The organism is Pseudomonas sp. IT-P253, assembly GCF_949768125.1.
Lineage (GTDB): Bacteria > Pseudomonadota > Gammaproteobacteria > Pseudomonadales > Pseudomonadaceae > Aquipseudomonas.
Window position 1 is genome coordinate 89,833 of sequence record NZ_CATKPT010000077.1, and the last position, 18,620, is coordinate 108,452.

At 56.5% G+C, this 18,620-nt stretch carries 15 protein-coding genes and 2 pseudogenes; 9 read left to right on the top strand and 8 right to left on the bottom strand.

All coding sequences use genetic code 11. The annotated features are described in order from the left end of the window. The first annotated feature begins 299 nt into the window (after window positions 1-299). The gene (gene mqo, locus ACM6IR_RS25585) at window positions 300-1,946 is read left to right on the top strand and encodes a malate dehydrogenase (quinone) (protein WP_414910264.1); all 1,647 of its coding nucleotides are present in this window, start codon (window positions 300-302) and stop codon (window positions 1,944-1,946) included. Window positions 1,947-2,461: 515 nt separating this feature from the next. Here the strand turns inward: mqo and ACM6IR_RS25590 are convergent. From ACM6IR_RS25590 to ACM6IR_RS25600, 3 genes and pseudogenes are all read right to left on the bottom strand, one after another. Continuing rightward, window positions 2,462-2,632, bottom strand: a pseudogene (locus ACM6IR_RS25590) (leucine ABC transporter subunit substrate-binding protein LivK); the annotation flags it as partial. Window positions 2,633-2,683: 51 nt separating this feature from the next. Next, window positions 2,684-5,374: an alpha-ketoglutarate dehydrogenase gene (gene mdeB, locus ACM6IR_RS25595; RefSeq protein ID WP_414910265.1), complete on the bottom strand. Its 2,691-nt coding sequence runs from the start codon at window positions 5,372-5,374 to the stop codon at window positions 2,684-2,686. 2 nt (window positions 5,375-5,376) lie between these two features. Then, window positions 5,377-6,585 (bottom strand): methionine gamma-lyase, encoded by a 1,209-nt coding sequence (locus ACM6IR_RS25600; protein ID WP_414910266.1) that lies wholly within the window; start codon window positions 6,583-6,585, stop codon window positions 5,377-5,379. A gap of 124 nt (window positions 6,586-6,709) precedes the next feature. On the opposite strand from ACM6IR_RS25600, the gene ACM6IR_RS25605 reads away from it, so the two are divergent. Further along, entirely contained in the window at window positions 6,710-7,180 is a 471-nt protein-coding gene (locus tag ACM6IR_RS25605; protein ID WP_414910267.1) for an Lrp/AsnC family transcriptional regulator, read from the top strand. A 407-nt stretch (window positions 7,181-7,587) separates the two neighbouring features. On the opposite strand, the gene ACM6IR_RS25610 is transcribed toward ACM6IR_RS25605, so the two are convergent. The 3 genes from ACM6IR_RS25610 to ACM6IR_RS25620 form a co-directional block, all read right to left on the bottom strand. Then, on the bottom strand, window positions 7,588-8,232 hold the full coding sequence (locus ACM6IR_RS25610) for a Vat family streptogramin A O-acetyltransferase (protein ID WP_414910268.1): 645 nt from the start codon (window positions 8,230-8,232) through the stop codon (window positions 7,588-7,590). Window positions 8,233-8,541: 309 nt separating this feature from the next. After that, window positions 8,542-9,237, bottom strand: coding sequence for a pentapeptide repeat-containing protein (locus tag ACM6IR_RS25615; protein WP_414910269.1), 696 nt, complete (start codon window positions 9,235-9,237; stop codon window positions 8,542-8,544). 100 nt (window positions 9,238-9,337) lie between these two features. Then, window positions 9,338-9,919 (bottom strand): pentapeptide repeat-containing protein, encoded by a 582-nt coding sequence (locus ACM6IR_RS25620; RefSeq protein WP_414910270.1) that lies wholly within the window; start codon window positions 9,917-9,919, stop codon window positions 9,338-9,340. 376 nt (window positions 9,920-10,295) lie between these two features. On the opposite strand from ACM6IR_RS25620, the gene ACM6IR_RS25625 reads away from it, so the two are divergent. Then, a complete protein-coding gene (locus ACM6IR_RS25625; RefSeq protein WP_414910362.1) occupies window positions 10,296-11,006 on the top strand; it encodes a CerR family C-terminal domain-containing protein in 711 nt (236 codons plus the stop codon). Between the two features lie 69 nt (window positions 11,007-11,075). Here ACM6IR_RS25625 and ACM6IR_RS25630 read toward each other — a convergent pair. After that, window positions 11,076-11,938: pseudogene (locus tag ACM6IR_RS25630) on the bottom strand (diguanylate cyclase domain-containing protein). 292 nt (window positions 11,939-12,230) lie between these two features. Here ACM6IR_RS25630 and ACM6IR_RS25635 point away from each other — a divergent pair. The 6 genes from ACM6IR_RS25635 to ACM6IR_RS25660 all read left to right on the top strand — a co-directional run bounded on the left by ACM6IR_RS25635 (window position 12,231) and on the right by ACM6IR_RS25660 (window position 17,465). Next, the gene (locus ACM6IR_RS25635) at window positions 12,231-12,443 is read left to right on the top strand and encodes a DUF1059 domain-containing protein (protein ID WP_414910271.1); all 213 of its coding nucleotides are present in this window, start codon (window positions 12,231-12,233) and stop codon (window positions 12,441-12,443) included. Window positions 12,444-12,725: 282 nt separating this feature from the next. Further along, window positions 12,726-13,082: a hypothetical protein gene (locus ACM6IR_RS25640; RefSeq protein WP_414910272.1), complete on the top strand. Its 357-nt coding sequence runs from the start codon at window positions 12,726-12,728 to the stop codon at window positions 13,080-13,082. 230 nt (window positions 13,083-13,312) lie between these two features. After that, a complete protein-coding gene (locus ACM6IR_RS25645) occupies window positions 13,313-14,650 on the top strand; it encodes an MFS transporter (RefSeq protein WP_414910273.1) in 1,338 nt (445 codons plus the stop codon). A gap of 69 nt (window positions 14,651-14,719) precedes the next feature. Then, a complete protein-coding gene (locus ACM6IR_RS25650) occupies window positions 14,720-15,580 on the top strand; it encodes a class I SAM-dependent methyltransferase (protein ID WP_414910274.1) in 861 nt (286 codons plus the stop codon). A 425-nt stretch (window positions 15,581-16,005) separates the two neighbouring features. After that, a complete protein-coding gene (locus ACM6IR_RS25655; protein WP_414910363.1) occupies window positions 16,006-16,878 on the top strand; it encodes a TauD/TfdA dioxygenase family protein in 873 nt (290 codons plus the stop codon). A gap of 107 nt (window positions 16,879-16,985) precedes the next feature. Continuing rightward, window positions 16,986-17,465 carry a 2,4'-dihydroxyacetophenone dioxygenase family protein gene (locus tag ACM6IR_RS25660; RefSeq protein ID WP_414910275.1) on the top strand — a complete coding sequence of 160 codons (480 nt, stop codon included), beginning with the start codon at window positions 16,986-16,988 and terminating at the stop codon, window positions 17,463-17,465. A 64-nt stretch (window positions 17,466-17,529) separates the two neighbouring features. On the opposite strand, the gene ACM6IR_RS25665 is transcribed toward ACM6IR_RS25660, so the two are convergent. Beyond that, window positions 17,530-18,567 carry an alpha/beta fold hydrolase gene (locus tag ACM6IR_RS25665; RefSeq protein WP_414910276.1) on the bottom strand — a complete coding sequence of 346 codons (1,038 nt, stop codon included), beginning with the start codon at window positions 18,565-18,567 and terminating at the stop codon, window positions 17,530-17,532. Window positions 18,568-18,620: the final 53 nt, after the last annotated feature.

Below are 18,620 nucleotides of genomic sequence, written 5' to 3' on the forward strand. Positions count from 1 at the left end.
CGCGCGGGTTTGCGATGTCGTGATATTCTGCGCCCCAACTTGGTTTGACCTATTCAGTTTGCGTGTCCTTGAGACGCGCCAACAGAATCACTGTCGCTCAAGTAGCTGAGGCCAATAATGATAAAAAGTCAGTTCAGTAGGGACATATAACTGAGGTCGATGGAGACACGTCGGCCTTGTGTGCCCACCCTCCCATCCTTATGTGCGAACACCCGCGACAGACTGCCTGGATGTCGTGAACACGGGAGCTCGTGAATAAGGAGGGAAGGGCGGATGACGTTTTATCAAAGGTGCTACAGATGTTTAAGAAAATGAACACGGCCCTGCTGGGGCTGGCTTTGTCGATGGGGATCACGTCCGTTCACGCGGAAGAGGCAAAGAAGGTCGATGTACTGCTGATCGGCGGCGGCATCATGAGCGCGACCCTCGGGGTCTGGCTCAATGAGTTGCAACCGGACCTGTCGATGGAAATGGTCGAGCGCCTGGACGGCGTCGCCCTGGAAAGCTCCAACGGCTGGAACAACGCGGGCACCGGTCACTCCGCGCTGGCTGAGTTGAACTACACCCCCGAAGATGAAAACGGCAAAGTCTCGATCCCGAAAGCCGTTGAAATCAACGAAGCCTTCCAGATCTCCCGTCAATTCTGGGCCTGGCAAGTTCAGCAGGGCGTGTTGAAAAACCCGCGTTCGTTTATCAACTCCACGCCGCACATGAGCTTTGTGTGGGGCGACGACAACATCAAGTTCCTGAAGAAACGCTATGAAGCGCTGCAAGCAAGCCCGCTGTTCGCCGGCATGCAGTACTCCGAAGACCCGGCGGTGATCAAGAAGTGGGTTCCGCTGATGATGGAAGGGCGTGACCCGAGCCAGAAGGTCGCGGCCACCTGGACGCCGATCGGCACCGACGTCAATTTCGGTGAAATCACCCGTCAGTTCGTTGCGCACCTGCAAACCACACCGAAGTTCGACTTGAAGCTGTCTAGCGAAGTGCAAGACATCACCAAGAACGAAGACGGCACCTGGCGCGTCAGCTACAAAAACCTGAAAGACGGCAGCAAGACCGACACCGACGCCAAGTTCGTGTTTATCGGCGCGGGCGGCGGTGCACTGCACTTGCTGCAGAAGTCCGGCATTCCTGAAGCCAAGGAATACGCAGGCTTCCCGGTAGGCGGCTCGTTCCTGGTGACCGAGAACCCGACCATTACCGAGCAACACTTGGCCAAGGCCTACGGCAAAGCCTCCGTTGGCGCACCGCCGATGTCGGTTCCACACCTGGACACCCGTGTCCTGGACGGCAAGCGCGTCATCCTGTTTGGCCCGTTCGCGACCTTCAGCACCAAGTTCCTCAAAGAAGGCTCGTACCTGGACCTGCTGACCACCACCACCACGCACAACGTGTGGCCAATGACCAAAGTCGGCATCAAGGAATACCCGCTGGTCGAGTACCTCGCCGGTCAGCTGATGCTGTCTGACGAAGACCGCATGAACGCCCTGAAAGAATACTTCCCGAACGCCAAAGCCGAAGACTGGCGCCTGTGGCAAGCCGGCCAGCGCGTGCAAATCATCAAGCGTGATGAAGCCGCCGGTGGCGTGCTGAAACTGGGTACCGAGATTGTCGCTTCTGCCGACGGCACCATCGCCGGTCTGCTGGGCGCATCGCCGGGTGCATCGACCGCAGCGCCGATCATGCTGACCGTGCTGCAAAAGGTGTTCAAGGATCAGGTGGCTAGCCCGGCCTGGCAGGAAAAGCTGCATCAGATCGTGCCGAGCTATGGCACTCAGTTGAATGGCAGTCCTGAGAAGGTTGCGCAAGAGTGGGCCTACACCGCCAAGGTGCTGCAGCTGACTCCGCCGCCAGTGATAGGTCAGGTGGTGGCTGCTGCGCCGGCTGATGCTGAAAAGGCGAAAGCGCCGAAGGCTAGTGCTGCTAGTGATATGGCTTTGTAATCAGGATCTCCATCAGGTTTTTGATGGGGTGTCTGGATAATCTGATCCATAGTAAAAACCCGCTGAACCGGTGACGGTCAGCGGGTTTTTTGTGGGCGATGCGGTTGCTAAAAAGAAGGCTGGACGGACTCTCTATTATGGGGTGATTGCAACCCTTCACAACAGGCAGAAATCGGCCAAAAGTGGTCACTCACCGTCGACAAAACCGGGGGCGACTCACCGCATATGACTACAGCCATCAGACTGGCGAAAAAACAATCTGACGCTTAGATTCACGGGCAATCACCCGGCGGAGACGGATCTGTCATCTCTGGCTTGAACGTCTCCTATGGGTCAAGGCTGTGTGAAAACGTGCTAAATACGTCGAAAACGGAGAGTCGCGAGGGTTGTCTGTGGAATCAGCGGGCGGAAGCGCGAATGACCTTAGTCAGCGACATAGTTTAGATGTCAGAAACGACGTTCATAAACTGAGCAGCACCGCGACGTTGCCCGGTTTCAAGTCAATGATGTAGCGCTGCGGCCGGGCCCTGGACGTTGTCCAGGCCGATGGTGCGCAAGATCATCTTGTAGCCGCGCGCCGTCAGTTCCGGGCTGGTGGCGGCCGGGGTAATCATGACGATGCGTTCGTCTTCGTAGATGTCCGAAGCCGGCTGGGTAGAGCTGGAACAAAGATGTCCGACCACGAACTATGGGGTTCCACTCCTGTGGGTAACGATTCATAAGGTGTTGCAGGTGATTCAGCGATCCCAGGGTGCGGCGCGCGAAGGGGCGGGTTTGTAGCGTTGGATCGCGTCGGCGAGTACGCCGGGGTCGAGGCCGTCGTGGTCCACCAGACTTTTTAAACCGGCAATGACAATGCTGTGTTGATCCACCTCAAAGAATTGCCTGAGGTTTTGCCGATTATCGCTGCGGCCAAAACCGTCGGTGCCCAGGGTGGTGTAGGGCGCCTCGAGGTATTGAGCGATCAGTTGCGGCCAGGCGCGGATATAATCGGAGGCCGCGATGATGGGCTGCGTGCCGCCCAGGTATTTATCCAACTGAGTGCTGCGCCGGGCGCAGACTTGCAGTCGATTGTCGCGCTCGACCTCGCGGGCTTGGCGCGCCAGTTCGCTGAAGCTGGTGGCACTGAACACCTCGCTATTGATGTTCCAGTCCCGGGCCAGAATCGCGCTGGCTTCTATCACTTCCCGCAAGATGGCCCCGGAGCCCACCAGCCGCAGGCGAATCCGCGACGCCTCGGTGGTGCTGCTCGAATACCGATACAGGCCGTGCAGGATATCGCTGTGCCGGGCTTCATCGATCGACGGCTGGGGGTAGTTTTCGTTCATCACCGCCACGTAGTGGAACTCGTCGCACGGCTCCTCCAGCAGGCGTCGCGCGGCGTGGTCGAGGATCACCGCCAGTTCCCCGGCAAAACACGGATCCCAGGCGCGGCAGTTGGGCACCATCGAGGCCATCACCAGGCTGGAACCGTCCTGGTGCTGCAAGCCTTCACCGCCCAGGGTGGTACGGCCAGCGGTGGCCCCCAGCAAAATGCCCCGGGAGCGCTGATCGGCGGCGGCCCAGATCAAATCGCCGACCCGCTGAAAACCAAACATCGAGTAGTAGATATACACCGCCAGCATCGGCTCGCCGTGCACTGAATAGGAGGTGGCCGCCGCCACCCAGGACGACAGGGCGCCGGCCTCGGTGATGCCTTCTTCCAGCAATTGGCCATTGCGCGATTCGCGATAAGACAGGATCGAGCCGCTGTCTTCAGGTTCATACAACTGCCCGTGGGGTGAATAAATACCGATTTGCCGAAACAGACTGGCCATGCCGAAGGTGCGCGCTTCATCGGCCACAATGGGCACCACCCTTGGTCCCAACTGTGGGGCTTTGAGCCAGGCCGTGAGCATGCGCACGGCGGCCATGGTGGTGGACATGTCCTTGCCCTCGGCCTTCAAGGCAAAACCGCCGGTGACGTCCAGCGGCGGCACCGCGATCTTCGGCGCCTGGCTCTTGCGTGCCGGCAGTGGTCCGCCCAACGCCTGGCGACGGGCGCGCAGGTAGCGCATTTCCGGACTGTCTTCGGGCGGACGATAGAAACGCAGCTGCTCCACGTCCTCATCTGTCAGTGGCAGACGGAATCGGTCACGAAAGGCCAGCAGGGCGGCGACATCCAGTTTTTTCGCTTGGTGCGCGGTCATCCGCGACTCACCGGCCGCGCCGATGCCATAGCCTTTTTTGGTTTTTGCCAAGATCACTGTCGGGCGGCCCTTGCAGGCTTTGGCGGCGGCGAAGGCGGCGTAGAGTTTTCTGAAATCATGCCCGCCACGTTTGAGGCCATTGATCTCATCCACGCTCATGTGTTCCACCAAACGCCGGACCTGCGGATCCTTCTGGAAGAAGTGTTCCAGGTTGTACGCGCCGTCATGGGCTCCCAGGGTCTGGTACTCCCCGTCGGGAGTGGCGGCCAGGCGTCTGAGCAACACGTTATCGGTGTCGCGGGCGAACAGTGCATCCCACTCCGAGCCCCACAGTACTTTGATCACGTTCCAGCCGGCGCCAGCGAACAGCGCTTCAAGTTCCTGGATGATCTGGCCGTTACCTCGCACCGGGCCGTCGAGACGTTGCAGGTTGCAGTTGACGATAAAGGTCAGGTTGTCCAGTTGCTCCCGGGCCGCCAGGGACAGGCCTGCGATGGACTCCGGTTCGTCCATCTCGCCATCGCCAAACACGCCCCAGACGTGACGCCCATCGGTCTGCGCCAGGCCACGGTGCTGCAAATACCGCATGAACCGCGCCTGGTACACCGCGCTGATGGGGCCTATGCCCATGGAACCGGTGGGGAACTGCCAGAAGTCTGGCATCAGCCACGGATGGGGGTAGGAGCACAGGCCCGGGCCGTTGATTTCCTGGCGGTAGTTAGCCAGTTGTTCTTCGCTCAAGCGACCTTCGAGGAAGGCCCTGGCGTAAACCCCTGGCGCCGAGTGAGGCTGGAAAAACACCAGGTCGGCGTTACGCTGTCCGGTGTCGCCATCACCGCGGAAAAAATGCTGAAAACCCACCTCGAAGATTTCCGCCGCCGAGGCGTAGCTGGCGATATGCCCGCCCAATTCGCCATAGGCATGGTTGGCGCGGACCACCATGGCCAAGGCGTTCCAACGCAGCAGGCCGGTGATGCGCTCTTCGAGCAGCAAATCACCGGGGTAGGTGCCCTGTTGCTCCAAGGGGAGGGTGTTGCGGTAGGCGGAAAATGCCTGGGCATCGCGGCTGATGCCGTGTTCGCCTGCATATTCTTCCAGGCGCTTGAGCAGGTAGCGGGCGCGCTCCGGGCCGCAGGCGTCGAGGGTGGAGGCCAAGGCATCGAGCCATTCCCGGGTTTCCTGGGGGTCCTGGTCTTGCGCACTGAGCTCAACATCGTTGACGGGATAAGCGGTGGCCATGTTCAACCCCCTTGAGCGCAGGCATCCAGGGCCTGGGTGACGTCGGCCAGCAGGTCGGCGATGTCTTCAAGGCCCACTGACAAACGCACCAACCCCTCGGAAATACCGTGGTGAGCGCGTTCTTCAGGGGTGTAGGTGGAATGGGTCATGCTGGCCGGGTGCTGGGCCAGGGACTCGGCGTCCCCCAGGCTGACCGCGCGGGCGAACAACTCCAGTGCGTTCATGAAGCGCCGGCCGGTGGCCAGACCGCCCTTGAGTTCGAAGGAGATCATGCCCCCAGGCAGCTTCATCTGCCGGCACGCCAGTTCGTACTGGGCAAAGGAGGACAGGCCGGGGTAAGTCACCCATTCGACGGCCGGGTGTTCCTGCAAATACTGGGCAATCACCTGTGCGTTGCTGCAATGGCGTTCCATGCGCAATGACAGGGTCTTGAGCCCGCGCATCAGTAAGAAGGCATCCTGAGGCGACATCACCGCACCGGTCAGATCCTTGAGACCTTGCAGGCGAATGCGGTCCGCCAGTGGCTGGCTGGCAACCACGATGCCGGCCGTGATATCGCCATGGCCGCTGAGGTATTTGGTGGCCGAATGCACCACCACATCAGCGCCCATCTCCAGGGGGCGTTGCAGGTATGGAGTGCAATAGGTGTTATCGACCACCACGGTGACATCCCGATGATGGTGGGCGATCTTGGCCACCGCGGCGATGTCGACCAACTGCATGTTCGGGTTGGCCGGGGATTCGAAGTAGATCATGCGCGTCGCAGGACTGATAGCATCGCCCAGTTCGGCCAGGTTGGACATGTCGACATGGCGCACCTTGACGCCAAACTCGCCGATGCCGTGGTGCAGCAGGGCGAAGGTGCAACCGTACAGCGTGCGGTTGACGATGATCTCGTCACCGGGGCGCAGCAGGGTCCAAAAGGTTGCGGCAATGGCCCCCATGCCGGAGCTGAAGGCCACCGCCGCCTCGCCGTTCTCCAGGGTCGCCATGCGTGACTCCAGCAGCGCCAGCGTGGGGTTGGAGATCCGCGTGTAAAAGTGCCCGGACTCTTCGCCGGCAAAACAACCGGCGCCGTATTCGGCGGTAGGGAAGGCGAACGTGGAGGTCAGGTAGATCGGCGGAATCAGTGCGCCGTTGTTGTCCAGCGGGTTATAGCCGTGATGGATGGCTCGAGTGGAAAAGCCCAGTTCATTATTTTTATTGTTCATGGTGAATGCTCCCTGATTTCCTACAATGCTATGCTCAATATCAACAAGAAAAATTCCAAATTGACCCAGAAATAACCGATTAATTGGAATAAAAATCCTGAAAAACAATATTAAGAGGCAAGACATGCCGAGCGGCCTGGATCGTACTGACAAAGCCTTACTCGCAGCCCTGCAAGGCAACGCCCGACTGACCATCGCCGAACTGGCCGACTATGCGGCCCTGACCACCTCGCCGTGCTGGCGGCGGGTGAAAATCCTCGAAGAGAGCGGGGTGATTACCGGCTACCAGGCGATTCTTTCGCCCAAGGCGCTCGGCTACGGAGTCACCGCATTTGTCAGTGTGATGATGGAGTCCCACAATCAGGAGATGGCCCGCACCTTCGAACAGCGCCTATTGGAAATCCCGGAAATCGTCGCCTGTCACAACGTTTCCGGGCGCTACGATTTTCTGCTGGAAGTGGTGGCCAAGGACCTGGAGTCTTTCGGCGAGTTTGCGCGAGAGGTGCTGCAAACCTTGCCGGCGGTCAAAGAGATCTACTCAAGTTTTTCGTTTAAATCGGTCAAGCCCTCGCGAGTGATTCCGGTACTGGGCTGAGCGCGGTATTGCGTTAGTGAAGTGGACTCTCGAAGATCAAGAGCGAACCACGGAACTAAATTACATTAGTGCTGACCAGCGTTTGCATTCGACTTGACTAATGCACGTCGAAGAGCTGATCGGCAGAGAACGGCCGATTCTGTTGAAAAAGTCGGCCATGGTTTCCACGGCAGAAAAGTACGCGCTTGAGATTGAAATCTTTTCTATGAGCAGAGGATTCCGGGCTCAGATTTCGCGTAGCTGCGCGGAAAAAAGGCGTTTTCAGCAACCAGTATGCGGGCAGTCTGGAAGGACCGACTTTTTCAACACAATCGGCCAAAAGCAGTCGTTCAAAGCTGTCTACCTACATAAACGTGGTCGATTCAACATTAAGCTCGTCACTGAACGATGCGATACCATGTTCTTGGCTAGGGAAGGTCTGAAGTACATGCACTCAGTGCGTCAACGTCTGCCGCTACGATGATGGCCAAGTGCTTAGAGATTTTCTCGATTGGCCAATGCCACCAAGCAATTGATTCAAGTGCCGATACTATTTCTGGAGAAAAGCGTTGTTTGATTATTACGGCGGGGTTTCCTCCAACAACGGCGTAGGCAGGAACATCCCTGACAACTACAGATCGTGAAGCAATGATTGCGCCATTACCAATTTTTACGCCAGGCTTGATAAGCGAATCGTAACCAATCCAAACGTCGTTTCCGATAATCGTGTCGCCTTTATATGGAAGTTCATCGGGTAGGGGCATCACTTTTTCCCAGCCGTTACCAAAGTGCTGAAACGGATAAGTGGAAAACCCAGACATCTTGTGATTCGCACCATTCATAATGAATTTCACGCCACGAGCCAGGGCGCAAAATTTGCCGATGACGAGTTTATCGCCGACGAACGGGTAATGGTATAGAACATTACGTTCAAAGTCCTCTGAGTTTTCAGGGTCGTCGTAGTAGGTATAATCACCAACGATAATATTTGGATTGGATACCGTGTTCTTTATGAAACATACCTGAGAAACACCTTTCATTGGGTGCTTGCTCAAAGGGTTGGGGCCATTCATACACATACACCTTCTTAGGCTTCTTTCGACAGCGGAACTTGTATGCTCCGTTTAGGCTCGTGCCCCCTTGAGAAAAACTCAAATAACTAATTCTTAGACACTATTTTTCTGAAGACTTAAAGTGTTTGTATAGCACACAGTAGCAGTGCTGTATTGGGACGTTTTTGTTTTGGTGAACGTCCAGCAATGCTTGCACAAAAACTCAATCTGTTACTTAAATAGCTTTCTCGACCAATCGAGTAAGCTTTTGTGCCAAGCAAATCATTGAATAGGCTACAGCGAATGAGTGTATTGAAAACGAGTTTTAAATCAAGCTACGGTAAGCCCTAGGCTTGACAATAGCATCGCAGCTTGATTTTTAGATATAATTGCCCCTTTAAACTGTTTGGCATCCATAAGTTTCAGACCGTGCAAGCTGGCTTCACGAAGGTCGGCATTATCAAAACGGGCACCATTAACCCGGGCATTGCTTAGGCTTCCACCTTTGAATACCGTGTTACGGAAGTCGACATCTCTTAAGTCCGCGTCGGAGAAGTCCAGATTGTCTAGCTCACACTTGAGAAAGGAAAACCCAAGGAGAAATGTCCCCACCAGCAGCGTGTCCTTGAAGGTAACTCCTAATGAGGCGGCCCCGCTGAAATTAGAGCCTGTTAATTTGCAGCTTGTAAATGAAACTATACCCAGTCGGCAATTCTGCCAGTCACTATTGTTCAGGTCTGAATTTTCGAACTTTCCTTCATTGAGCATAGCGGATTTGAATTTTACTTTCGCCCCCTTACACCCTTTCCAGGTAGTAGCCTCAAGCTTTGTGGCAGTGAAATCCGTTTCTGTCAGGTTGCAGCGCTCAAAATATGTGTCGCATAAGTCTAGGCGACTAAGATCAGCACCTGACAAGTCAACATTAGAGAACCATAAGGGTTTTTTTCGGATATTAATTAAGTCCTCAACCTCCGATCGATCCAGTTTGGCAGATTCAATAATAAGGTAGTCAGCTTTCTCAATCATGAAAACTCCTGTGGCATTTACTGTTCGTAACCCGCACATCCCGTCCGGGGATTGGATTTTCTCGTTTGGTCTGCGAGACTATCTACGTAGTGCGCGGGGCCTAGCTGTTGTCTGGGTAGAGGACGAATCCGAAGCTCTCCAAAATAGCTGATTGCTGCCATTCAAGAATCTTAATACCTGATGAGTCTACCTTTCGAAAATCTATACCACTTAATTCCGCGTTACGAAAGTCAGTATTGGATACAGAAAGCCCAGAATAATGAAGTGGTGAAAATTCAGTATTAGTTAGGTCAGCCTCATCTAGATTGGTCATCGTCATAATAACCGACGAAAATTTACTATGTGAAAGGTTGCATTTAGATAGGTTGGTCGAGCTGAAATCGGCATACCTGAAATCTGTGTTAGTGAGCTGCGCCGAACTGATTACCAGCTTTCGACTTATGGCGATGGTGAATGCGGCCAAATTAAAATCTGTCTCCACCGCACGACAATGATCAAGCGTTAACTGAAATAATTGCGCGCGATTAAACGTACTTAAAGAAATATCGCACTCATAAAACTCAGCCCGCCTCAGATCAGCCAGTTTAAATTGACAACCGACCAGTTGCTCTTTGTCGTAAAACGAACAACCTGAAAACCAACAATCTTGCAAATTCGCATTTCCAAAATTGCAGTTGAGCACTTTGCAGTCTTTTAGATGCAGTCCACTCAGGTCGCTCCCGCCGAAGTTACAATTCAGCAGGTTAGAATTTGTGAGTGTCAGGTCATTTTTTGTTCGGCCCTGAAAATTTAGGTTTGTGAAGGTTTGGTTGCTAGCGTTACTGGAATTCGAGAAAACCGTTTCATTGTCACAATCCATAGGTGTCATTGCTCAACGTGAAAAGAAAGAAAAATGGCACGTGAGTAAATGCCATGACTGCGCCCGGATGCAGAGGACGAGCCTTAATGGGGACGCCGCGAGCTCGAATGTATTCCAACTGGAACAACTATTCCACATGGACAAAATTGGTGTCAACTGTTATAAATTTCTTTTCTTCTGAGTAGAACAATTGAGCTCGATGATCAGAGGTGCCCTGCATCGGCATCCAGAGGGTGGGGGATATGCACGCGGCGAAGACACTCGTGCCCGGATCGTTGCTGCTGCGCTGAAGCTGTTCGGCGAACGGGGCTTCGAGGCTGCATCAACTCGCGACATCGCAACCGCCGCTGGCGTAAATGCCCCAGCGTTGCGGTACTACTTCGATAACAAGGAGGGGGTGTACCTTGCGTGCGCCGAGCACATTGCTTCGCGCGTTTGGGAGTACCTGTCACAGGTGGTCGCCCATGGGGAGCACGTGATCGCGGAGAATGAAAGTGATGACGCCCTAATCGATGCCTTCTGTGCCATACAGGCGCGCGTCGTGGAGTTCATGTTCAAGTCGCGAGAGTCCTCCGAATGGCAGCTATTCATTGCCCACGGACAAAGCGGCCAGGGGCCTGCCGCCGGTTTTCAGATCATCAATCATCGCCTCAATGAGCCAATTTCTACCGTGACAAACGCCATCGTTGGGCGTTTGCTGGGGCGGCCAGCCAACGATGATGAAACGCGGATCCGATCAATGGCGTTGAGCGGCCAACTGGCAGTCTTTCAGATGATGCGCCGTACTGCTCTCACCTCATTGAACTGGGACAAGGTTGATGCGGAGCGGCTTGATCTAATAAAGCGTGTGGTTATCGATCACACCCGTGCGGTACTGCACGCAATGATCATTGGACGTAGTCCGACATAACCGTAGCTGCCCGACCTACGGACCTTTCCAATCCCGTAGTTGGAGTGCCGAAGGTACCCTGCAGGCTTATCACCTCGCTGCAGAGCGTTGCCTTTTTATCCGGTACATATCGTCATCCGCATGGCTGAGCAGCGTATCGGCATCCTCTCCGTCCGCGGGATAAAAGGCCACGCCAATACTGCAGGACGGCATGTTGATCCCCCCAAATTCAGCGCCCAGTGGCTCGGCCATGACCGCGAGAATCTGCGCCATCTTCTCGGAAACGGCGACCTCCGACTGGATATCCGTCAACAGAACAGTGAACTCATCACCGCCCATCCTGGCCACCGTGTCTGTCTCACGTACGCAGCCTTCCAGCCGTCGTGCAATCATGCAGAGCACACGATCGCCCACGGCATGGCCATGGACATCATTGATACCCTTGAAGTCATTGATGTCCAGAAACAGCAAAGCCAGGGTGCTGTTGTGGCGGTGTGCCGCTCGCAGGGCCGAGTCCAATCGATCATTGAAAAGAGACCGGTTGGTCAGTTTTGTCAGCGGATCATGATGGGCGAGGAAACGTAATTCCTCCTCGGCCTGGCTGAGGGCCGTCACGTCCCGTGCGACACCGATCCGCGCACCCACCTCCTCGGACCAGAAGGCAGCCCACAGGATGTGTACGATACCTCCGTCCTTGCGGATATATCGGTTGCGGAAATCGAAGTGGGGTTGACCATTCATGACCCGGATAATGAGGCTCGTGTGACCGCCAGGTCGTCAGGATGCATATAGTCGGTGATCGGGGTGCCGGTCAGCTCGTTGGCACGGTAACCGAGCAGTGCCTTACAGGCATCACTCACAAATACAATCTGGTTGTCCCTATCAACCACGAAGACCGTGTCCAGCATCAGATGGATCAGTTTGGGGTAGAGCTCTTGCAGGTCAACGGGCATAGGTCAGGGAGTCCGGTTCATATAGCTTGATCATAGCCCGATCGCGAAGGGCGGCGGCGAGGAATCCTGCAGGCTTTTAATCGGCATGCGCAAGGTCTGGTCACAGTGCACTTCGCTGATACGACACGCACAGGTCAGTCCGTCCCCGGTTTTATGCGCCCTGTGGCGGGCCTATACTTTGAAAGTCGGCACACTCGATGCGACATGCAATCGTTTTTAATGTCTGGGGTGGCGCGTCGAGTGATCGTTCACGCAGGCCTTGGCCTGCCTTCGACGTAGAGAGGAGAAGATCATGGCGCGTAAATACATCGACTGCCGCGAGTTTCCAAGCGATACCAAATGCTCGGTCGCCCTGTCCGCGGACTCTGAAAACGAACTGCTCGAGGCTGCCGCGCAGCATGCGGTCAGTGTTCACAAGCACACCGACTCACCAGAACTGCGTGCTCAACTGAAGACGATGTTTCACGAAGGCACCCCGTCTGTAGAAGCACCGCGCCCCGCTTAGCAGCAAAAGCAGCAAAAGCAGCAAAAGCAGCAAAAGCAGCAAAAGGGACAGACCACGATTTAACGCAAATGCCGACCAATCGTAGTCTGCCCCTGTTTTTCTCCGAGATCAGCACCCACCGTAGTGGGGCCTATGACGGAGATGCCATTGCGCCCTCAATTGAGGCGCGACACTTCCAGCCATCGCTTTACTCAACCTTTACCGAGCCTAGACCTCCGCTTACACGAAATGGGTGTTTCATACGTCCATGGCGAATCCACACCTATCGCCAGAGGAGACACCATGTTTTCCAAGATGACTCAAGCCTTGATCCTGTCCGGTTGCCTGGTCGCCGCGGGTGCGGCATCCGCTAACGAGCGCGATGTGATAGTGCCTGTCATCGCCGGGGCGGCAGTGGGTGCGATACTGGCCACCGTCATCGCCGGTTCGGGCCATGACCACTACCGTCCACAATACCAAGGCTACGAACCACAACCTCGTTACGCCTCGCAATACCAGCGAGTCGCCTATGTACCGGTGGCGCCGCGGATTGAATACCGCCGGTACGAGCCAGCGCCACCCCGCGGCTACTACGACGGTGGTTATCACCGGGGATATGATCACGGCTTCTACCATGGCCGTGGAGACGGTCGCTGGTAAGTTCGTGTCCTGACCAAAAGCCGCTGTCATCACTGTCAGCGGCTTTTTTCATTCCCCTTCGTGATTGCGGCTCTCGGCCAAAAGCGGATATCCCGCATCTATGGCATAAATCATGCTAAATCCAATGGCAATGAGTCGGTACTGACTATACGGATGACACTTTTGAAATGAACCGTTTCAGTGGCTGCTCCGATAATCGAACGCTTATGGATGAAATGTCGAGGTTCAGCATGACAAGCGCAGCTACAGAGCAAGTCAGCCCGAAAACGCTGAGAAAGGTGATTGTCGCCGCGGCCATCGGCAATTTCGTCGAGTGGTTCGACTTCGCGGTCTATGGCTTTCTGGCCACGACCATCGCCCAGCAATTTTTCCCCAGCGGCGACGCCAGTGCCGCGTTGCTCAAGACCTTTGCGGTGTTCGCCGTGGCCTTTGCGTTTCGGCCCCTCGGCGGAATTTTCTTCGGCATGCTGGGCGACAGGATCGGCCGTAAGCGAACCCTTGCGATGACAATCCTGATGATGGCGAGTGCCACGACCTTGATCGGCTTGCTGCCTACTTATGCCGCTATCGGGGTCATGGCGCCGATTCTTCTGACCCTGATTCGTTGCGTCCAGGGCTTTTCCGCTGGAGGCGAATACGCAGGTGCCTGTGCCTACCTGATGGAACATGCACCCAACGATAAAAGGGCGTGGTATGGCAGCTTCATTCCGGTGTCGACATTTTCCGCCTTCGCCGCGGCAGCGGTGGTGGCCTACGCCCTTGAGGCGTCATTATCGGCCGAAGCCATGGGTAGCTGGGGCTGGCGCCTGCCGTTCCTGATTGCCGCGCCGCTGGGCCTGATTGGTCTTTACATGCGCTGGAAGCTGGATGAGACCCCGGCTTTCCAGGCCGTGACTCATGAACACGCGGTTGCCCATTCCCCGCTCAAGGACACTTTACGCAACCATGGCGCGGCGATCTGCTGCCTGGGTGCCTTTGTGTCGCTGACGGCGCTGTCGTTCTATATGTTCACCACCTACTTCGCGACCTATCTGCAAGTCGCGGGCGGTCTGAGTCGTGCAACGGCGTTACTGGTGTCGCTGATCGCATTGATCTTCGCCGCGGCGATGTGCCCGCTGGCGGGGCTATATTCAGACCGGGTAGGGCGTCGGGTGACGATGATGACGGCGTGCGCTCTGTTGATTGTGACGGTGTATCCGTCGTTTCTGATGGCCAGTTCCGGCGTGTTCGCAGCGTCCATCGTCGGCGTTATGCTCTTGGCGATTGGCGCGGTGTTGTGTGGCGTGGTCACCGCGGCCTTGCTCTCGGAAACCTTCCCCACCCGTACTCGCTATACCGCTTCGGCTATTACCTACAACATGGCCTATACCCTCTTCGGTGGTACCGCGCCGCTGGTGGCGACATGGCTGATCAGCATCACCGGCAGCAACCTGTCGCCGGCGTTCTATCTGATTGCAGTGGCCTTGCTCGCGCTGGCCGGTGGTTTGGCATTGCCGGAGACCTCAAGGATTTCCCTGCATGATGTTCCGACGGGGGAAAAGGGTGAAGGCGTGGGCGCGGCGGCCTGAGGGTGCCTCATATAGTGAAGGGCGCTTTACAGTTCAAAGCGGTAGCGGCGAACAAACAGGATTGAAGTCATGAGCATCAAGCGAGATGTGTCGCCAGACAGCACCGCCGCACGAGTCGCCTTGTGGCGCGCTCTGCATGTCGAAATAGACCCTCCACCGCATGTGCTGGAAGACGAAATCGGCCTTAAGCTGCTGGCCCCGGACAAGGACTGGCGGAGCCGGGGGGACATGGACCCGCAGTTCACACGCCCGTTCCGTGCCTCAATCGTGGCTCGTGCTCGCTTCATTGAAGATTTAGTCATAGAGCAGGTCGGTCGCGGCCTGAGTCAGTATGTGATCCTCGGCGCCGGCCTTGACAGCTTCGCACAGCGCAGGCCGCAGATCGCGTCACGCCTCAGGGTGTTCGAGATCGACCAGCCAGGTCCTCAGGCATGGAAGCGTCAGCGCCTGCTCGAACTCGGCTTCGGCATACCGGACTGGCTGCGCTTCGTGCCGGTCGATTTCGAGGCGGGGGAGAACTGGCGGGACGCGCTCGTGACTGCCGGCTTCGATGCCAGCAAGCCGGCAATCGTTGTCTCCACGGGTGTCAGCATGTATCTCACCAAGGATGCAAACGAGGACCTGCTGCGCCAGGTCGCGGCCTTCGCCCCGGGATCGACGCTCGCCATGACGTTCCTGCTTCCGCTGGAGATGGCGGACCCCGAGGTACGTTCCGGGCTTGAGATGGCGCAGAGGGGAGCGCGAGCAAGCGGGACACCGTTCCTCAGTTTCTTCACGCCGCTGGAGATTCTGGCACTGGCCCACGGTGCGGGTTTTAGAGAAGCACAGCACGTCTCGGCGACCGATCTTACCCGGCGCTACTTCGTGGGCAGGACAGATGATCTGCGCCCGCCAAACAATACGGAGGAACTGCTGGTAGCCAATACATAGATGGGTAATTGCACCGACTTGCCCACCCATTTGTATTGGACATGACCGGTCATTTGCATCGGATTTGACCATCACGTTTTGTGGCCATGACCGGCAAAAATCGGCCAAAAACTGCCTCTCATCAAAGGCCAATTTCAGCCAAAATCGGATCACCCAACCTGCATCGCAATATTGTTCGTTTTCCTCTCTCCCTTGTCTCAATATGCGAAGAAACTGTCCTGCCAAGCCCATGATGTCGCGCCCGCGATACCTACTATAGGCCCGGTGTCTCTGCCCAATTTGGCAGGGAGCAGTTACCCATAGCGGATGCACATATTGAGCCCGGATTGGAGACAACAATGACAATAATCGCCACCCAAGACACGCCTTCAGCATTCCCCCCTTCAGCACCCGCCATTATCCGGTCGTCAGTGCGCCAACATTCGATCAAGGTGGAGCTTTGCACACCCGCCATCGGCGCAGAGCTCAGCAACGTCAGCCTTGTCGACGCTGCCCAGGACCCCGGACTGATCGCGGAAATCAGGGCCCTATGGCTCAAGCACAAAGTGTTGTTCTTTCGCGACCAGAACATCACTCCAATGGAGCAACAGCACTTCGCCGCGCAATTCAGCGAACTGGAAGCCCATCCCCTGGCGCCAAGCCATCCGGAGGCGGACAAGTTGCTGATGCTGTACCGCAATCTCGATCCGAGCAAGCCCAAGAGCTATGTGGAAAAGGCTAGTCGCGAAAACCTCTGGCATGCCGATGTCACCTACAAGCAGGCGCCGCCCCGCGGCGCGGTATTGCGCTGCGAACAGGGTCCGGAGACCGGCGGCGATACGCTGTTTTCCAACATGGTGATGGCCTACGAAAAGTTGCCCGAAAGCATCAAGCAACGGATCGATGGCTTGTATGCCAAGCACGGTGCCGAGCAGACCTTTGGCGCCCAGTTGCCACGCGAAGAACGTCACGCGATGGCCCTGAAGACCCCCGGCGCCGAGCATCCGGTGGTGCTTGTGCATCCCGAGACCGGCGAGAAGGTGCTGTTCGTCAATTCCGCATTCACCACCCATTTCTCGAACTTCTTCAACTTCGAGGACATCCGCTACGGCCAGGACTTCATGCCCGAGGCTCATCACTTGATGAACTACCTGATCTCCCAGGCCGCCATCCCGGAATACCAGGTTCGCCTGAAGTGGCGCACCAACACCGTTGCCATGTGGGACAACCTGCAAGTCCAGCACTACGCCGTGGCTGACTACGGCAATGCGCCACGGAAGATGCTGCGCGCGACCCTGGCGGGCACTCCGCTCACCTGATTCGAACCGTCTCCCCAGAGAAACCAGGCCACCCGACCATCAGAGATTGTCGGGCGACCTTGGCTGCCGACGAATACTCGATCTGAACCGCATCAATGGAGATAGACATGCTCTACGAACACATCGACACCGCAGTCATCGATGGCGAATCGCTGCCGTGGGTACCCTTTACGCCCTATGCGGAAAACGTCCTGTTGAAGTACTTCAAGCTTGACCCCATCCGTGGCGAATGGATCGTTATGATGAAGTCGCCGATCGACATGCAACTGCCCAAGCATCACCACACGGGTACGGTGATGGTCTATACGATCGAAGGCCAGTGGAAATACAAAGAGCATGACTGGATCGCCGGCCCTGGCAGCATCGTCTATGAGACGGCCGGATCGACTCACACGCCTGAAGTCGTCAGCACGGGAAGCACAGACGGATATGTGCTCACGCTGGTTCAGGTTAATGGCGATCTCGCGTTTCTGGACGGCAGCGACAACATCATCGCGCTCGAAAACTGGAAGTCAGGATTGCATCGCTATCTTGCCTACTGCGAGCAGCATGACATCGCACCGAAAGACCTGACGGCATTCAACTGAGTAACAGACATTGCCGCGAAAAACGCGAATCGGGCGGGCGCGCCAAAGCGCTCGCCCCCCACCGTTAGAGCTGTTCGAGAAACGTTAGAAGCAGTTCGTTGACTTGCTCGGTGCTTTCTTCCGCGGCGCTATGGCCCACGCCGGGTAGCAGTACCTTCTTCTGTAGCCCGGGTAGATAGGTGTCGAGCTGATCGTAGAGACCGCGGATTTCGACCGGCTCCAGTGAAGGGTCAGCAGCACCACCGATAAACAGGCTCGGCTGGCGCACCACCGCACCGTCAAGAAACGCGGTGATCTCCCAGTTCCGGTCGCGACAGCGGTAGTAATTCAAGGCACCGGTAAACCCGGTACGGGAGTATTCGGCGACGTAGTAGTCGAGCGCCCGTGCGCTCAGCCAGGACGGGAACTCGCCCTTCGGTTCAGTGAAGGCATTGAGAATGGGCTCACCTGGCTCGACGAACAGGCGCCAGCGTTCAGCGCCGACAGCACTGCCGGAGATCGAATAGAAAACGCTACGCAAGGTCTTGCGCGGGTCGCTGGCCAACTCGCGATCCGGCTTGTCGAGCTGCTGGAAATACAGGTGGTGATACACCCTGCCTTTCGCCATTGCCTGTAACCCTACGGTCGGCTTGACCTTGCCGCGTGGTGGCACCGGCGTATTGAGCATTACGAGACCGCGGAACAGATCCGGCCGCAGCATGGCTGCTGCTTGGGCCACCCAGGCGCCCAAGTCGTGCCCAATGATCACTGCGGAGGTTTCGCCCAGAGTCGCCATCAAGCCCACCATGTCGCCGACTGCCTGAGTCATGTCATAGGCTTCAATGGCATCGGGTCGATCCGTTTGACCAAACCCCCGTTGATCGGGGGCCACGACTCGATAACCGGCCTCGGTCAACGCCACGATCTGGCGTCGCCACATGTACCAAAGGTAGGGAAAACCGTGCAGCAGTATGACGAGCGGACCCTGTCCCTCGTCGATGTAATGCATGCGAATGCCGTTGAGTTCGGCGAAGCAGTGATTGAATGCCTCAGGGTCGTCGGCGTCCACTTGCGCCCTTGCCGCTAGCGGCTGACTGATGCATGTTGTGGTGCGCGTGTTCATTTATCTACCTCCATCTTTTTGTCGTTGTTGGCCTGAAGGTAGCCGTGACAAGG

What these genes read in the sequence shown, in the direction of transcription:
- mqo (WP_414910264.1), top strand. Translation starts at nt 300, where the DNA reads ATGTTTAAGAAAATGAACACGGCCCTGCTGGGGCTGGCTTTGTCGATG.
- ACM6IR_RS25645 (WP_414910273.1), top strand. Translation starts at nt 13,313, where the DNA reads ATGACAAGCGCAGCTACAGAGCAAGTCAGCCCGAAAACGCTGAGAAAG.
- ACM6IR_RS25610 (WP_414910268.1), bottom strand. Translation starts at nt 8,232, where the DNA reads ATGAATGGCCCCAACCCTTTGAGCAAGCACCCAATGAAAGGTGTTTCT.
- ACM6IR_RS25665 (WP_414910276.1), bottom strand. Translation starts at nt 18,567, where the DNA reads ATGAACACGCGCACCACAACATGCATCAGTCAGCCGCTAGCGGCAAGG.
- ACM6IR_RS25625 (WP_414910362.1), top strand. Translation starts at nt 10,296, where the DNA reads ATGATCAGAGGTGCCCTGCATCGGCATCCAGAGGGTGGGGGATATGCA.
- ACM6IR_RS25605 (WP_414910267.1), top strand. Translation starts at nt 6,710, where the DNA reads ATGCCGAGCGGCCTGGATCGTACTGACAAAGCCTTACTCGCAGCCCTG.
- ACM6IR_RS25640 (WP_414910272.1), top strand. Translation starts at nt 12,726, where the DNA reads ATGTTTTCCAAGATGACTCAAGCCTTGATCCTGTCCGGTTGCCTGGTC.
- mdeB (WP_414910265.1), bottom strand. Translation starts at nt 5,374, where the DNA reads ATGGCCACCGCTTATCCCGTCAACGATGTTGAGCTCAGTGCGCAAGAC.
- ACM6IR_RS25615 (WP_414910269.1), bottom strand. Translation starts at nt 9,237, where the DNA reads ATGATTGAGAAAGCTGACTACCTTATTATTGAATCTGCCAAACTGGAT.
- ACM6IR_RS25635 (WP_414910271.1), top strand. Translation starts at nt 12,231, where the DNA reads ATGGCGCGTAAATACATCGACTGCCGCGAGTTTCCAAGCGATACCAAA.
- ACM6IR_RS25660 (WP_414910275.1), top strand. Translation starts at nt 16,986, where the DNA reads ATGCTCTACGAACACATCGACACCGCAGTCATCGATGGCGAATCGCTG.
- ACM6IR_RS25650 (WP_414910274.1), top strand. Translation starts at nt 14,720, where the DNA reads ATGAGCATCAAGCGAGATGTGTCGCCAGACAGCACCGCCGCACGAGTC.
- ACM6IR_RS25600 (WP_414910266.1), bottom strand. Translation starts at nt 6,585, where the DNA reads ATGAACAATAAAAATAATGAACTGGGCTTTTCCACTCGAGCCATCCAT.